18 protein-coding genes and 1 tRNA gene are annotated in these 14992 nt (G+C 67.7%); 10 read left to right on the top strand and 9 right to left on the bottom strand.

Features of this window, described 5'->3' with window-relative positions; all coding sequences use genetic code 11:
• The first annotated feature begins 62 nt into the window (after nucleotides 1-62).
• Entirely contained in the window at nucleotides 63-1436 is a 1374-nt protein-coding gene (gene cofH, locus LPA46_RS04905; RefSeq protein ID WP_230891655.1) for a 7,8-didemethyl-8-hydroxy-5-deazariboflavin synthase subunit CofH, read from the top strand.
• A gap of 16 nt (nucleotides 1437-1452) precedes the next feature.
• Nucleotides 1453-1998: a metal-dependent hydrolase gene (locus tag LPA46_RS04900; RefSeq protein ID WP_442908208.1), complete on the top strand. Its 546-nt coding sequence runs from the start codon at nucleotides 1453-1455 to the stop codon at nucleotides 1996-1998.
• Here LPA46_RS04900 and LPA46_RS04895 read toward each other — a convergent pair.
• From LPA46_RS04895 to LPA46_RS04865, 7 genes are all read right to left on the bottom strand, one after another.
• Nucleotides 1995-4070, bottom strand: a complete 2076-nt coding sequence (locus tag LPA46_RS04895) for an adenosylcobalamin-dependent ribonucleoside-diphosphate reductase (RefSeq protein WP_230891653.1) — start codon at nucleotides 4068-4070, stop codon at nucleotides 1995-1997. The two genes, LPA46_RS04900 and LPA46_RS04895, sit on opposite strands and share 4 nt — an antisense overlap.
• 39 nt (nucleotides 4071-4109) lie before the next feature.
• A complete protein-coding gene (cofG, locus tag LPA46_RS04890; protein ID WP_230891652.1) occupies nucleotides 4110-5234 on the bottom strand; it encodes a 7,8-didemethyl-8-hydroxy-5-deazariboflavin synthase subunit CofG in 1125 nt (374 codons plus the stop codon).
• A complete protein-coding gene (locus tag LPA46_RS04885; protein ID WP_230891651.1) occupies nucleotides 5231-5677 on the bottom strand; it encodes a hypothetical protein in 447 nt (148 codons plus the stop codon). Before LPA46_RS04885 ends, cofG begins: the two co-directional genes overlap by 4 nt.
• A 51-nt stretch (nucleotides 5678-5728) precedes the next feature.
• Nucleotides 5729-6343, bottom strand: coding sequence for a 2-phospho-L-lactate guanylyltransferase (cofC, locus tag LPA46_RS04880; protein ID WP_230891650.1), 615 nt, complete (start codon nucleotides 6341-6343; stop codon nucleotides 5729-5731).
• 3 nt (nucleotides 6344-6346) lie between these two features.
• The gene (locus tag LPA46_RS04875) at nucleotides 6347-7132 is read right to left on the bottom strand and encodes a hypothetical protein (protein WP_230891649.1); all 786 of its coding nucleotides are present in this window, start codon (nucleotides 7130-7132) and stop codon (nucleotides 6347-6349) included.
• Nucleotides 7110-8291, bottom strand: a complete 1182-nt coding sequence (locus LPA46_RS04870; protein ID WP_230887967.1) for a tubulin/FtsZ family protein — start codon at nucleotides 8289-8291, stop codon at nucleotides 7110-7112. The genes LPA46_RS04875 and LPA46_RS04870 overlap by 23 nt, the downstream gene beginning before the upstream one ends.
• 173 nt (nucleotides 8292-8464) lie before the next feature.
• Entirely contained in the window at nucleotides 8465-9370 is a 906-nt protein-coding gene (locus tag LPA46_RS04865; protein WP_230891648.1) for a complex I NDUFA9 subunit family protein, read from the bottom strand.
• A gap of 136 nt (nucleotides 9371-9506) precedes the next feature.
• Between LPA46_RS04865 and tmk the strand changes: the two genes are divergently transcribed.
• Entirely contained in the window at nucleotides 9507-10097 is a 591-nt protein-coding gene (tmk, locus tag LPA46_RS04860; RefSeq protein ID WP_230891647.1) for a dTMP kinase, read from the top strand.
• Nucleotides 10098-10099: 2 nt separating this feature from the next.
• A complete protein-coding gene (locus LPA46_RS04855; protein ID WP_230891646.1) occupies nucleotides 10100-10519 on the top strand; it encodes a hypothetical protein in 420 nt (139 codons plus the stop codon).
• Here the strand turns inward: LPA46_RS04855 and LPA46_RS04850 are convergent.
• Entirely contained in the window at nucleotides 10508-10822 is a 315-nt protein-coding gene (locus LPA46_RS04850) for a hypothetical protein (RefSeq protein ID WP_230891645.1), read from the bottom strand. The two genes, LPA46_RS04855 and LPA46_RS04850, sit on opposite strands and share 12 nt — an antisense overlap.
• A gap of 64 nt (nucleotides 10823-10886) precedes the next feature.
• Here LPA46_RS04850 and LPA46_RS04845 point away from each other — a divergent pair, with 64 nt between their 5' ends.
• Entirely contained in the window at nucleotides 10887-11933 is a 1047-nt protein-coding gene (locus LPA46_RS04845) for a thiamine pyrophosphate-dependent enzyme (protein WP_230891644.1), read from the top strand.
• Here the strand turns inward: LPA46_RS04845 and LPA46_RS04840 are convergent.
• On the bottom strand, nucleotides 11930-12166 hold the full coding sequence (locus LPA46_RS04840; protein WP_230891643.1) for an Lrp/AsnC family transcriptional regulator: 237 nt from the start codon (nucleotides 12164-12166) through the stop codon (nucleotides 11930-11932). The genes LPA46_RS04845 and LPA46_RS04840 overlap by 4 nt on opposite strands.
• A gap of 88 nt (nucleotides 12167-12254) precedes the next feature.
• Between LPA46_RS04840 and LPA46_RS04835 the strand changes: the two genes are divergently transcribed.
• The 5 genes from LPA46_RS04835 to LPA46_RS04815 all read left to right on the top strand — a co-directional run bounded on the left by LPA46_RS04835 (nucleotide 12255) and on the right by LPA46_RS04815 (nucleotide 14878).
• Nucleotides 12255-12935: a potassium channel family protein gene (locus LPA46_RS04835; RefSeq protein ID WP_230891642.1), complete on the top strand. Its 681-nt coding sequence runs from the start codon at nucleotides 12255-12257 to the stop codon at nucleotides 12933-12935.
• Nucleotides 12936-13163, top strand: coding sequence for an Lrp/AsnC family transcriptional regulator (locus LPA46_RS04830; protein WP_230887959.1), 228 nt, complete (start codon nucleotides 12936-12938; stop codon nucleotides 13161-13163). It begins immediately after the preceding gene.
• 117 nt (nucleotides 13164-13280) lie between these two features.
• Nucleotides 13281-13859, top strand: coding sequence for a (d)CMP kinase (cmk, locus tag LPA46_RS04825; protein ID WP_230891641.1), 579 nt, complete (start codon nucleotides 13281-13283; stop codon nucleotides 13857-13859).
• A 2-nt stretch (nucleotides 13860-13861) separates the two neighbouring features.
• Nucleotides 13862-14755 carry an RNA-guided pseudouridylation complex pseudouridine synthase subunit Cbf5 gene (locus LPA46_RS04820; RefSeq protein ID WP_230891640.1) on the top strand — a complete coding sequence of 298 codons (894 nt, stop codon included), beginning with the start codon at nucleotides 13862-13864 and terminating at the stop codon, nucleotides 14753-14755.
• Nucleotides 14756-14807: 52 nt separating this feature from the next.
• Nucleotides 14808-14878: transfer RNA gene (locus LPA46_RS04815), tRNA-Pro, on the top strand.
• Nucleotides 14879-14992 lie beyond the last annotated feature (114 nt).

Here is a 14992-nt window from a genome sequence, read left to right as displayed (position 1 = left end):
ATTCAATCGAAGGGGTGGCCGCTGTGGCAGGCTTTTTGGCGGTGGCCGCGGTGGATTCGAACATGTCCGACGCCGCCAGCGAGTTCGACTTCGACGTGGTCCCCGAGACCGACCAGTCGTTCGAGAACGCGCTGGCGAACGCCCGCGACGGCCGCCGGCTCTCCATCGCGGACGGCATCGAACTCATCACCACCGGCACCGACACCAAGGGCATCGACCCGCAACGGAAGGAACTCGTCCTCGAAGCCGCCGACCGCCGCCGCGCCGAAGTCGTCGGCGACGAGGTGACGTTCGTCGCGAACGTCAACAACAACGTCACCACGGCCTGCAACACGGGCTGTCTGTTCTGCAACTTCAAGGACACCGCCCACAACTTCGAAGTCGACGAACCCGACGACCACGCCGGCTTCACGAAGACGCCCCAAGAGTCCCACGACGTCGTGGCTGACGCCGTCGAGCGCGGCGTCTACGAGGTCACCTCAGTCTCGGGCCTCCACCCGGCGTTCGGCCTGAACGACGACCACCGCGACGCCCTTGACCCCGAGAATCCCGAGCACAACTACAAGCCACCCGAGCGCTACACCACGGACCCGCACACGTACGTCGAGCAAATCGCGGCGATGAGCGACGCCGGCGCGCACGTCCACTCGATGACCCCCGAGGAAGCCCACCACGCCCAGCGCGGCGTCGACTGGGACTATCGCCACGTCTATAGTGAACTCGCCGACGCCGGCCTCGACACCGTGCCGGGAACCGCGGCCGAGATCCTCGTCGACGAAGTGCGGGACGTCATCTGCCCCGGGAAAATCGACACCGGCGAGTGGGTCGCCGCGATGGAAGCCGCCGCCGACGTCGGCCTCCCGATGACATCCACGATGATGTACGGCCACGTCGAGAACGAGGCCCACCGCGTCCACCACCTCGACGTCATTCGGGACCTCCAGGACCGCACCGGCAACATCACCGAGTTCGTCCCGCTCTCGTTCATCCACCAGGAAACGCCGCTGTACGACCGCGGCGTCGTCGAGACCGGCGCCAGCGACGCCGAGGACGAACTCCTCGTCGCCGTTGCCCGCCTCTACCTGGACAACATAGAACACATCCAGTCGTCGTGGGTGAAGTTCGGGAACGCGAAGGGACTGAAACTCTTGAACTGCGGTGCCGACGACTTCATGGGCACCATCCTCAGCGAGGAGATTACGAAGCGGGCGGGCGGCCAGCACGGCGAGTTCCGCTCGGTCGCCGACTACGCGGACATGATTTCGGCCATCGGCCGCACGCCCGTCGAGCGCTCTACGGACTACACCGAGCGCCGCGTCCTCAACCCCGACGCCGACACGCTCGGCCCACAACTCGGCCCGCAAGCGGATGGCACGCCGCTCGTTCCCGACCGCGACACCGACGGCTCGCGCGGCACCGCGAGCGCCGACGACTGATGGGAGGAAACCAGCCGTGATGGCGACGACCCACGCCACGATGGGCGTGCTGCTCGCGACACCGCTGTTCTGGGTCGCGCCCGAGTTCGCCGTGCCCGCCGCGCTCGCCGCGATGGCCGGCGGCGTCTTCCCGGACCTCGACTTGGGCGTGCTTGAACACCGGAAGACGCTGCACTACCCTGAGCACTACTGGCCGCTGGCCGCCGCTGCGTTCGGTATCGCCGTCGGCGCGCCGTCGACGCTCACGGTCGCCGCCGCGTTCTTCGTGCTGTCGGCGGCCGTCCACTCCGTTACTGACGCGTTCGGCGGTGGGCTCGGCGCGCGCCCGTGGGCGAACGACGACCAGCGCGGCGTCTACTCGCACACCCGCCGCCGGTGGATTCGCCCGCGGCGCTGGATTCGCTACGACGGCGCGCCCGAGGACTTGCTCGCTGTCGTCGTGCTATCGATTCCGGGGCTCGCGCTGTACGACGGGCTCGTGCGTCGACTCACGGTCGCGATGCTCGCGGTGTCGGTCGTCTACACGTTCGCCCGCAAGCGCCTCCCCGACCTGCTGGACTAGTCGACGCTCCCGGTCTCCTCGGGTTTCGTCGTGAGCACTTGCGCCGTCCGCGACCCCGTACGGTAGACGGTGACGCCGACGCACCCGAGGGCGATGGCGCGCCGGTACGCGTCCGCGACGTCCCCGCGGGTGGCGTCGTGGGCGACGTTGATGGTCTTCGAGACCGCGCCGTCCACGTGCGCCTGGAACGCCGCCTGCACCCGCACGTGGGCTTCCATCGGGAGTTCGCGCGCCGTCGGAAACAACTCCAGAATCTCGTCGGGCACCGGCAGCGACTGCGCGCCCTCGAACTCCCCCGCCTGCAGGAGGCGCTTCGCTTCTCCCTCGACGGCGTCGACGTCGACGTTGTTGGCCTCCAGCACGCGCAGGAAGTAGTCGTCGAACTCCACGAGCGGCTCGGCGCCCTGCACGTCCCGGCCGACGTTCTTGAAGTAGACGACCTCGTAGATGGGCTCACAACCCCCGGAGGTGTTCGCTATCATCGACGTCGTGCCCGTCGGCGCGACGCTCGTCACGCCGTGGTTCCGAATCGGGTAGCCGTCCGCCCACGCTTCGGGGTCCTCGCCCGTGTGCTGGCGGAACCACTCCGGATACGCCGTCGGATTCGCGTACTTCGACTCGTCCCACTTCGGGAACCTCCCGCGCTCGGCGGCGAGTTCGCGGCTCGTCTCTGTCGCGACGTGGTCGATGCGCGCCATCACCTGATCGGCGATTTCGACGCTCTCGTCGCTGCCGTAGCGCACGCCCAACTGGACGAGCAATTCTGCGAATCCCATCACGCCCAGTCCGACTTTCCGCATCTCCGAGACCGTCTCCTCGATTTCGGGCAGCGGGAACTCGCTCTCCGTCACCACGTCGTCCAGGAAGCGCGTCCCCCAGCGCGTCACGCGGTCCAATCGCTCCGTGTCCAGTGCTTCGTCGAGGAACGCGTCCACCTGGGCTTCGAGGTCGCCGTCGTGCTCGAACTCCTCGTACAGTGGCGCGTCGTCGGCTGCCATCAGCGAGAGGTTCACGTGCCCGAGGTTGCACGCCTCGAAGTCCTCGAGGGGCTGCTCGCCACAGGGGTTCGTCGCCTCGATGCGATGCTCGGGGTGCTCGTCAACGTCGAAGGAGTGCTCGCGATTCGCGCGCTCAACCGCGAACACGCCCGGTTCGCCGTTCCGCCACGCGCCGTCGACGAGTAGCCGCCAGACGAACTCTGCGGGCAGTGCCATCGGTTCGCCGACCTCCACGAGGTCGCCGCGGAACTCGTCGACGCCCGCGACGCTGTCTCCGTAGTCCCGCCAGAAGTTCTCCGGGACGGCTCGCGGGTCGGCGTCCGCGTGGCTCGCATTGTAGAACTGCGCGGTCGACTCCGTCACCTCATGAGTATCGCCCGTCCGTGGGTTCGTGAGTTCGTACGCCTCGCCCGCGTCCAGCGCGTCGAGGAAGTCGTCGGTGACCGCCACGGAGACGTTGAAGTTCTCCAGCTCGCCCTCCTCGCGCTTCGCCACGCAGAACCGCCCGACGTCCGGGTGGTCGACGCGCAGCACGCCCATCTGTGCCCCCCGTCGCTTACCGCCAGCTTTCACCGTCTCGCACATCTGGTCGTAGACGCGCATGAACGACACCGGCCCGGACGCCACGCCGCCCGTCTCCGCGACGACGTCGCCCCGCGGCCGCAAGTCTGAGAACGCGTACCCGACGCCACCGCCGGACTGGAACACGCGAGCCGCCCGCCGCACCGTCTCAAAGATGTCGTCCAGGTCGTCTTCTGGCGACATCACGAAGCACGCCGATAGCTGGCCCAGCGGCCCGCCCGCGTTCATCAGCGTCGGCGAGTTCGGCACGAACTCCAGGCCAGTCATCAACTCGTAGAACCGGTCGCTCCACAGCTCTTGGTCGGCCTCGGGATTGGCGACGGCGTCGGCGACGCGCTCAAACAGTTCCGCGGGCGTCTCGACGACCTCGCCGGTTTCGTCGCGGAGCAGGTACCGCGCCGGCAGAATGTGCTCGACAGCGTTGTCGGTGAGTCGCTCTTCGACCGTATCGCCGCGCACGCGCTTCCGGGGGAGCGTGACGTCCTCAGTCATGAGACTAACCGCGTTACCCGAATTTCGACGCCCGCGCGGTTAGTGTTGGGGGCCGGACGCGTCCAGCGGTTCGCCCGACAGCACCGCCTGATACCGCTCGCCGGATTCGATGGCGCGGCCGATGCGATCGCTCACCCACTCGTTCTCGACACCCTCGTTGGGGAGGAAGTGCTCGTAGACCGGGAGGCGCTCGCGGAGCGGGACGCCGCCGTGGTCGGCGATGTCCTCCAGTTCGCGCAGCGCCGGCCACGCGTAGTCGGGGTTGATGTGATCTTTCGTCACTGGGGAGACGCCACCCAAGTCCTCGACGCCGCAATCGAGGAGGGCGCGGGCGTCGGCAAGGTTCGGCGGTACTTGTACCGCCACGTCCTCGGGCAGCACCGCGCGCGCCATCGCCACCACGCGCCGCATCGTCTCGCGGCTCGGTGGGTCCTCGGTCCAGCGCTCGTTCGGGCTGACCGGCTGGACGATGACCTCCTGGACGTGCCCGTAGCGCTTGTGGAGCGCGCGAATCGCGAGCAGGCTGTCCGCGCGGTCGCTCCAGTCTTCGCCAACGCCGACGAGGATACCCGTCGTGAACGGGACGCCGAGGTCGCCCGCGACCTCGATGGTGTGTAGGCGCTGGCCGGGGTTCTTCGCGCGTGGGCCGCCGTGGGCCTGCACGTCCGCCGTCGTCTCCAGCATCACGCCCATTGACGCGTTTACGTCCGCGACGTGGCTCATCTGCTCGCGCGTCTGGTCGCCCGGATTCGCGTGCGGCAGCAGTCCCTCCTCTAGGGCGATTTCGCAGGCGCGCCGGAGGTAGTCGTGGATGGAGTCGAACCCCCACTCTGTGAGTTGGTCGTGGACGGCGGTGTAGCGGTCGTCGGGGTCGTCCCCGAACGTGAACAGCGCCTCCGTGCAGCCCGCTGCCGCGCCATTCCGGCACGTCTCCCGGACGGCCTCGGGGCTCATCAGTTCCGCTTCGCCGGGAGGGTCGTAGTAGGTGCAGTACGTGCACGTGTACCGGCACGCGGTCGTCAGCGGCACGAAGACGTTGCGCGCGAACGTCAACTCCTCGGCGGGTTCGACGTCCCCGGGGCGGACTGCGAGCGCGGCCTCCCGGTCGGCGTCCCGAATCTCGACGTCGACGCCGTACTCGTCAGTACCGGGAATCGAACTCACGGCTGCATCTCCTCCTCGACGTCTGGCTCTCGGCTGCGGTACGCGTCGAGATTACGCGCGACAAACGTCGCGTATCCCGCCAGCGACGCCCCCGCCACCACAACAAGTTCCACGAGTCTGCCTGCAGTCGCGGAGAGGAGGAGTTGGCTGCCAGCGTAGCCGACGACGCCACCGACCGCCGCCGCCAGCAGCGCGTCCGCGGCGAGACCAATAGCGGGCCGCTCACGGAGCGCGGCCGTCCGGCCGTGGCTCCCCAGCGGCGTGTACGCGTCCGCAAGCGCTAGCATCGGCGGCAGCACCGCGCCGACGGCCGTCGGCGACGCCACCCATGACGGCACGCCGAATTCGGCCAACGCCGCCAGCACCCCCTGGAACAGCGCCGCCGCCAGCACTGCCAGCCCGAGCAGCGCCGCGACCGCCCGCGCGAGTTGCAACGGCTGCATACCCGTGCGGTCGGCTGGCCGTCGTTTAGGCGTTTGGTTCCCCAGCCCCGTTCAGTCCCGGACGACCTCGGGCGTGCCGTCCACGACGGCGACCCGGAAGCCAGCGTCGCGGAGCCAGCCGGCGGCCCCACGATTGCCGTGAACGAGTACGTCGAGCAGGTCGGCTGGCTCGTCGACGTCGACGGCGAGCCGGAACGAGTCAACCGTTTCGACGGACGCCCCCACCGCATCGGCGGCGGCGAGGTGGTCGAGAAACGAGGTGCCGTGGTAGTCCACGCCGAATTCGGGGTGGCGGACGACGAGTGCGTTCGTCCCGCCACCACGACCCGGCGCGACGACTACGTCGGCGTCGGCGTCGTACAGCCGCTGGATGGCCTCGGGTGTTGCGAGAGCGAGGTCCGCCATCACGACCGCAGTCGGAAGTTCGTCGGCGAGTGCGTCGTTCACCGCGACCGAGAGCGACCGGTCGTCGACCGCTACTGGCGCGTCCACGTCGGCTTCGAGTGGAGCGGTCGCCAGCACGGTCGGCGTGCCGCCCGCTCGACGAATCGCGTCGAGAACGTCGGCCAGCATCGACGCAGCGAACGCTCGCCGTTCGTCGTCCGAAAGAAGCGAAGAGAGGCGCGTGTTCGGGTTCGTCGGGTCGAACGGGACGAGGGTTCGCATCCCTCAGCCGAGTTTGTCGTAGCTGTCCCGCTGCTGGAGGTACCAGTAGACGCCCCCAGCCAGCAACAGCAGGACGACCAGCGCCGCCCCAACCATGATGATGAGGTCGGTGCGCTCGGCGGAGGACGCCGCGCTGTTCGCGGCGGACTCGGCCTGCTCGGCGTTGCTAACGGCCTGCTCGAAGTTGCCACCGTTGTAGAACTCGATGGCGTCCTGGAGGTCGCTCTTCGCACCGCCGACGCTCGCGCCAGCGTTCTCGGCCTGCTGGATGGCGGCCTCGGCGTCACTGATAGCGGTGCGTGCATCCTGGCTCGCAGTCGTGTACGGCCGCGTGCTGTACGTCTCCAGCGTGTTGCTGGCACCGCCGGGCTGGGCCTGGACGAATTCGGCGTACGTAATCGTCTGCGCGGGGTCGTAGCTCCACGACCACGCGTTCGACGACGGCACCGTGCCGACGATGGTGACTTCGGCGCGCACCGCACCGCTGGACGCCGCGAAGTCGTAGCTCACCGACTGCCCCGTGAGCGTCGCCTCGTCGATCTGGTTGCCCGCGTTGTCGAACGTGACGATCTGCCACGTGACGTCGGTCAGGTCCGTCTCCGCCTGGAGCGTCCACTCCTCGTAGCTCTCGAAGGGGTCGGCGACGGTGAACGTCGTCTCCTGTTGTGCGCCAGCCTGCACGCTACCCGGCGCGTCGCCGCTAATCGAGACAGCAGCTGCTGGGACCGCGGCGACCGCGAGGAGGACGACGAGAGCGACCGCTAGCTTAGAACAGCGGTTCAAGTTCATCGTCGTCGTCTTCGACCAATTCCTCCAAGTTCTCTTCGCTTTCCTCGCGGATGTCGTCGATGTTGTCCTGGGCTTCGATGGCGACTTCCTGCAGCTCCTTGATGCGCGGGACGTTGTTCACGCCCGACAGCAGGACGACTGACGCGACCTGCTGGGAGTTCGGCACGGGGTAGTCGCCGCCGCGGACCTCCATCGAACCGGTCTGCTCTTCGAGCCACTTGCGGCCGCGCTCGATGCCTTTCCGGTTGAGGTACTTCGGCGGGCCGGCGGTGACCAGCAGCGCGCGCTCGGTGCCCTCGATTTCACACGGGAGCGTGAGTCGGCCGAGCGCCGCCTTCCGGACGAGGCTCGTGATGCGGTTCGTCGTCGAGGCGGAGTCCTCGACGGCGTTGTCGTCGCTGCCGGTGAACCGCGACAGCAGGCCGCTGCCGGAGTCGTCGTTGTCGACGCCCTCGGAGGCGTACCCGACCGTGGAGACGCCGCCGCCAGCGAGCGTGTTGATGATTTCGCTGGAGTCGACGACGCTCTCGGCGACATCGCCGCCCTGCTCAACTTCGCCGGCGCCGAAGAGGATGCCAAAGCGGGTGACGATCTCCTCGTTGATTTCGTCGTAGCCGCCCTGCATCGACTCGCCGGACTTGCGCCACGCGTCGTTGTCGAACACGAGGAGGTTGTCCACCTCGCGCACGAACGTCTGGAACGACCGCGCGGCGTTCAGCGTGTAGATGCCGCCCTCGTCGCTGCCGGGCAGCACGCCGAGTCCGTAGACGGGTTCGGTGTAGATGCGCTTGAGGTGTTTGGCGATGACCGGGGAGCCGCCGGAGCCCGTTCCGCCGCCAAGCCCGGAGATGACGAGGAACGCGTCGACCTCGTGGACCGGGATAGAGTCAATTGCACCCTGCACCTCGTCGATGTCCTCTTCGGCGATTTCCGCGCCGAGTTCGTTGTCGGCGCCGACGCCGTGTCCCTTCACGCGGGACTGTCCGATGAGGACGCGATTCTCCTGTGGAACGTGCTCCAAGCCCATGAGGTCGGCTTTAGCGGTGTTGACGGCAATCGCGGCACGCACGATGTTGGAATCGTGCCGCTTGTCGTACTCGAGGAACTTGTCGAGTATTTTACCGCCCGCCTGGCCGAACCCGATCATTGCCAGTTTCATACGGAACCCTTTGCACAATTAGAGTAGAAACGAGGGTATAAGGCTTTTGCAGACACGTGTCCGACGGTTCAGCGGAGAAACTGGTTTTCGCCAGACGGGGCGCAGTCTGGGACTCTCCGCTGGGGACGCTCCGGGCCGGACCCCTCGGGATGTTTAAGTTTGACGGCTACCCTCTACGCGCTGACGTGTTCCGCGCCGCCCTCCAGGAACTCAGCCAGCGTCGTCAACTCGGATTCGTCCACGCCGAACGCGTCGACGTCGTTGTCCTCAACCGTGTTGTCGAACTTCAGCGACCGATACTGGTCAGTGCCGAACGGCACGAACGGCAACGGGTCCGCCAGCCGCATCCCGATGCCCGCCAGCGGCATCGGTACCGGGAGAATCCGGACGGACTTCCCCTCCGAGCGGTAGACCAGCCGCGTCACGTCCCCGAGCGTCAACTCCTCGGGGCCGCCGAGCTCGTACGTCTCCCCCCAGTGGGACTCGTCCTCGACCGCGTCCGCGAGCATCCCCACGAGGTCGCCGACCCAGATGGGCTGGAACCGCGTCTTGCCGCCGCCCGGCAAGCCCGTGACGTACGGCGTCGTCAACTGCTTCGTGAACGAGACGAACTCCCCACCCTCGCCGAACACGACCGACGGCCGCACGATGGTGTACTCGAGGTCGGAACTCCGCACGACCTCCTCGGCGCGGCCCTTCGAGCGGATGTACGCCGTCGACCCGTCCGGGTCCGCACCCAGCGCGGACAACTGGAGCACGTACTCCACGCCGGCCTCCTCGGCGGCCTCGACGACGTTCTCGGTGCCGCCGAGGTGCACCTCGAAGTGGCGGTCGTCGCCCCCGCTGGGCTTGAACAGCGGCGACAGCGCCACCAGGTTCACGACCGCGTCGTGCCCGTCGACGGCCGACCGGATGGAATCGTAGGCCGTCACGTCGCCGACCACCGTCTCCACGGAGTCGGGCAGGGCCGCCTCCTCCGGGTGCCGCGAGAGCGCAGTCACCTCGTGGCCTCGCTCGTCGAGTTCCCGGCACAGATGCGTCCCGATGAATCCCGTTCCGCCAGTGACCAGCACGTCCATATCACCGAGAACGGCCGCCAACTCCCTAAAACTATGCCCGCACCAGGGGGTAATATACCGGCGTTAACGGCCGGGTTCGTGAACCAACCGAACTGGAACCCGAAGCCGTTAGTACGTCCGTCGCCGTCCTTCCGGCATGCTCGTCACGCTGGAGGGCATCGACGGAAGCGGCAAGACCACGGTCTGGGAAGCCCTACGGGACGCCCGCGGCGACGGCTACACGTTCACTCGCGAACCCACCGACTCGTGGTACGGCGACGCCGTCCGGCGGTCCATCGGCGAAGACGACGCCGACCCGGTCGCCGAACTATTCCTCTACACCGCCGACCACGCCGACCACCTCTCGCGGGTCATCGAGCCCGCGCTCGACCGCGGCGACGTCGTGATTTCGGACCGGTACTCGGACTCCCGGTACGCCTACCAGGGCGTCGCCCTCGACGGCGTCGTCGACCGCCCGATGGAGTACGTCCGCGGCATGCACCAGCCGTGGACGCGCCCGCCTGACCTCACGCTGTTCTTCGACGTCGACCCCGAGACCGGCGCTGCGCGCGCCGGCGCGACGAACAAATTCGAACAGGTGGAGTTCCTCAGTCGCGTCCGCGAGAACTACGAACAACTGGCCGAGTACGAACCCGAGCGGTTCGTCCGCATCGACGCCACCCAGTCCCCCGAGGAAGTCCTGGCGGACGCCGAGGACGTCCTCGACCGCGTGCTCGCCGCCGAGTAACGATGCCCCGCGACGACCGCGGCGACGGGGGCGACCACATCGGCCGTGCCGACGACAGCGAGCGCGACGACGGCGGCCTCTCCCTGAAACTGCCGCCGATTCGCCTGCCGTCGCTGTTCCCCGAGAACTTCCGCATTCTGTGGCCCGCACCCGGCGAGGGGCCGCGGCGTCGCGTCTCGAAACGTGCTGTCCTCGCAGCGGTCCTCCTCTTCGATATTGTGGACGCCGTGCTCGCGCTCGCGGTCGACAGTGGCGCTGTCGTCGGTGTCCGCGTCGTCGGCGGCGCGCTCGTCGCTGCGACGACGTTCGGTACGCTGGGCGTGGGTTACGTCTGGGAGGCCGTCGCGGCGCTAGCGGGGTTCGGCGAACTCACCGTCGTTCCCACGCTGACCGCGCTGTTCGTCGTCCGCCTACTCCGGTGAGTCCTCGAACTCCTCGGGGGCGGGAATCCAGAACAGGTCGATAGACCACCCGAGGAAGAACGGGAACGCCCACGTCACGACGATGAGTTGGCCGGGGTCCTCGAATGCGCCCGCGCCGAGTCCGAGCACGCCGAGCGCGAGCGTCGTGACGACGTAGACGAGCGGAATCAGGACGGCGGTGTACAGCACCGACCCCCAGCGCGTCGCGAGGGTGATGCGGAAGTAGCGCGCGCCGACGGCGGCAATCGCGGTGTGCACGAGCACGATGATGCCGACGCCGGCGGCGGTGACGACCGAGACCATACCCCGACTTGGTGCTCGGGCCGTTTTTCGCTATCGGTAAGTGACTGTGCGGTAACGGACTCGTATGCACCGTGCTATCGGGGAACGGGACCTCGCCGACACGGCCGTCGACGAGGCGACCGCACGCGACCTCTTTCGAGACGTGGTTCTCGCGCGGGAGTTCGACGAGCGCGCGCTCTCCCTCCAGCGCCGCGGCTGGATGCCGGGCTACCCGCCGTTCCGCGGGCAGGAGGGCTCGCAGGTCGGGGCCGCGCACGCGATGGCCGACGGGGACTGGCTGTTCCCGACGTACCGCTCGAACGCCATGCAGTTGGCCCGCGGCGTCCCCGCCAGTGACATCCTCCTCTTCCGGCGTGGGTACGCGGAGTTCCACTCCGACCACGAGGTCAACAACTTCCCGCAGGCGGTCCCTATCGCGAGCCAGCTCCCCCACGCGGTCGGCGCCGGGATGGCGATGAACTACACCGGCGACGCGGACGCGGTCGTGGCGTATTTCGGGGACGGCGCAACCAGCGAGGGCGACTTCCACGAGGCGATGAATTTTGCGGGCGTCTTCGACGCGCCCGTTGTCTTCCTCTGCGAGAACAACAACTGGGCCATCTCGCTGCCCCGCGAGAAACAGACCGCTAGCGACTCCATCGCGGTGAAAGCCGAGGCGTACGGCTTCGAGGGCGTGCAGGTTGACGGCAACGCCCCCGTCGCGGTCTACGAGACTGTCGGCGACGCGCTTGACGACGCCCGCGCGGGCGACCCCGTGCTCGTCGAGAGCCTCACGTACCGGCAGGGCGCGCACACCACCAGCGACGATCCCGAGCGCTACCGCTCCGAGGAGGCGGACTTGCCGGAGTGGCGGACTGCCGACCCGCTGGAGCGCTACGAGGCGTACCTCCGCGAGCAGGGCGTCGTCGACGACGAGTTCGTGGACTCCTGCTGGGAGGAGGCCGAAGCCGAACTCGACGCCGCCATCGACGCCGCCGAAGCGGTCGGCGAACCGGACGTGGACGAGGTCTTCGACTACGCGTACGCCGAGCGCACGCCCCGCGTCGACGATCAGAAGGCGTGGCTGGAGTCGTATCTTGAAGACCACGACCCGCAGGAGCAGGAGTTCTAGGCGGCGGACAGCGAGATGTAGGTTTTCGTCTCGGTGACGCCCGCGACCGTGCCGATGCGGTTCGACACCGTGCCGAGGACGTCCTGCATCTCGCTGCCCTCGACTTCCGCGATGACGTCGTACTTGCCCGCGACCACGTGGGACGCGACGACGCCGTCGAGGTCGGCGACGCGGTCGCGGGCGTCGGCGGCCGTCCCTGCCCCGGTTTTCACCATGATGAACGCGTGAACCATACGCCTCGTTCGGTGGGCGACACCAAAAGTATTGGTGCGTGGTAACGCAGCACAAACCTATTTGGCGCTCCCCCGCGTTACCACGCGTATGCACATCCTCATCGTCGGCGCCGGGCGCGTCGGCCTCCGAACCGCCCGAATCACGCACAACGAGGGACACGAGGTCACGGTCGTCGAGAACGACTACGACAAAGCCGAGCGCGCGAAAAACGAGGGATTCGCCGTCGTCGAAGGCGACGGCTCCGACGAGGACACCCTCGAACGCGCCGGCGTCGACGAAGTGGACGCACTCGGCGCACTCACCGGCGACCTCAACACCAACTTCGTCGCCTGCATGGTCGGCAAACACCACGGCTGCCGCACCGTCATGCGCATCGACGAGGACTACCGCGAGAACATCTACCGCAAGTACGCCGAGGAAGTCGACGAAATCGTCTACCCCGAACGCCTCGGCGCAATCGGCGCGAAGAACGCGCTCCTCGGCGGCAACGTCACCGCCATCGCCGACCTCGCCGAGAACCTCCAAATCGTGCAGTTCGCCGTCACCGAAGACGCCCCCATGCACGGCTACACGCTCAGCGAACTCGAACTCCCCTCCCACGCCCGCCTGCTCGCGTTCGGGAAGAAAGACGGCGCGCTCGGCCTCCCACTACCCGACGACACGCTCGAAGTCGGCGACCGCATCGCCGTCCTCGCCGAATTCGACGCGCTTGACGACGTCCGCCAGATACTCGTCGGGGAAGCCACCGCCGCCACGGAGGTGGCATAGATGGTCACCGCCTACGTTCTCGTCAAAGCCAACACCGGCGAAGCCGACCGTCTCCTGGACGCTATCGCCGCCATCGACGGCGTCGTCGACGCTCACATCGTCGCCGGCGACGTCGACGTCATCGCCAAACTCGATGTCGACTCCCCCACCGACGTCAAGGACATCGCTGCCGACGAGATTCAGCACACGGACGGCGTCGAAGACACGGAGACGTACATCTCCATGTAATCGCACTTTCTGCTGCGCTCGCGCGAATGCTCGTTTTCGGTGGTCGCTCCGCGCGAAACCGCCACACGTCGGGTTCAGGTTCAAAACCTCTTTGTCCGCGCCGCTCCCAGCACGGATATGTTAGTCACTATCTCCGGCCCGCCGGGGAGTGGGAAGAGCACGGTGGCGTCCACGCTTGCCGACCACCTCGACTACGACCACATCTCCGGTGGCGACATCTTCCGCGAGCTCGCCGACGACCGCGGGCTCACCCTCGAAGAGTTCAACGAACTCGCCGAGGAAGACCCCCAAATCGACAAGGACCTCGACCGACAGCTCCGCGAGACCGCTCGCGAGCGCGACGACGTGGTGCTCGAATCCCGGCTCTCGGGCTGGATGGCCGGTGAGTACGCCGACATCAAGATTTGGCTCGACGCGCCGCTGAGCGTGCGCGCGCGCCGCATCGCCGAGCGCGAGGACAAGACCCCAGCGACCGCACGCGCCGAGACCGAGAAGCGCGAGGACTCCGAGAGCGCGCGGTACGCCGACTACTACGGCATCGACTTCGACGACCTCACCATCTACGACCTCTCGGTGAACACCGCGCGATGGGGGCCCGACGCCGTCACCGACATCGTCCTGTACGCCGTGGACAACTACGAGCCGTCCAACGACGAGGGGCCCGCGCCAATCGAGAACGTCGACTACGAGTTCTGACGATGCTGCGAGACGCCCCCGCGGACCGCGACCCGGACGACGTCTTCGGCTTCGGCGTCGTCAATCTCGACAAACCGCCGGGGCCGTCGGCCCACCAGGTGTCGGCGTGGATTCGGGACATGGTCGGCGTCGAGAAGGCCGCGCACGCGGGCACGCTCGACCCGAAAGTCACGGGCTGCCTGCCCGTCCTGACGGGTGCGGCGACCCGGCTCGCGCCCGCGCTGCTCGAAGGCCCCAAGGAGTACGTCGCCGTGCTGGAACTGCACGCGGAGCCGCCCGCGAACCTCCACAGCGTCGTCGAGGAGTTCGAGGGCCCGACCTACCAGAAGCCGCCGCGGAAGTCCGCGGTCGCGCGCCGCCTGCGCGTCCGCGAGATTCACGACCTCGATGTGCTCGAAGTGAAAGAGCGGCAGGCACTGTTGCGCATCCGCTGTGAGTCCGGGACATACATCCGGAAGCTCTGCCACGACCTCGGACGCGCGCTCGGCACCGGCGCGCACATGGGCGACCTCCGCCGCACCGCCACCACGCCGTTCGACGACACCACGCTGTCGACGCTGCACGACCTCGCGGACGCGCTCGCGTGGCTGCGCGACGAGGACGACACCAGCCCGCCGAGCGGCGACCCCGAAGCCGCGCTCCGGGACGTGCTCGTGCCCGCCGAACGCGCGCTCGAACACATCCCGTCGGTGACCATCGCGCCCTCCGCCGCCGAACAGGTCGCCGAAGGCGCACCCGTCTACGCGCCCGGCGTCATCAGCGCCGAGGACGCCGACCGGAATCAGCTCGTCGCGTGCTACACGCCCAACGGCGCCGCGGTCTGCCTCGGTCGCTTCGTCGGCGACCCCGACGCCGACACCGGCACCGTGGTCGAACTCGAACGCGTACTCGTGTAGCGCGATTCCGAAACGAAGGCCTTAATGCCGGACGCCGCTTCGGTCGATACGTGGGACCGTGGGGTAGCGGTATCCTCGGCGGATGGGGTCCGTCGGACCTGAGTTCGAATCTCGGCGGTCCCACTTCAAATTAGCCCGGATTCCGGTTACGGAACTCTCCGGGCCTACTGACTCAAATTACAAGAAGACTCGTCTGTATTCAACGCCCTCATTTATCAAGGGGTGGTCGGCGTGAGT

The sequence above is a fragment of the Halobacterium sp. KA-6 genome (genome assembly GCF_021029015.1).
GTDB lineage: Archaea > Halobacteriota > Halobacteria > Halobacteriales > Halobacteriaceae > Halobacterium.
The sequence above is the reverse complement of the archived record's forward strand: the minus strand, read 5'-3'. Positions and strand labels throughout refer to the sequence as shown.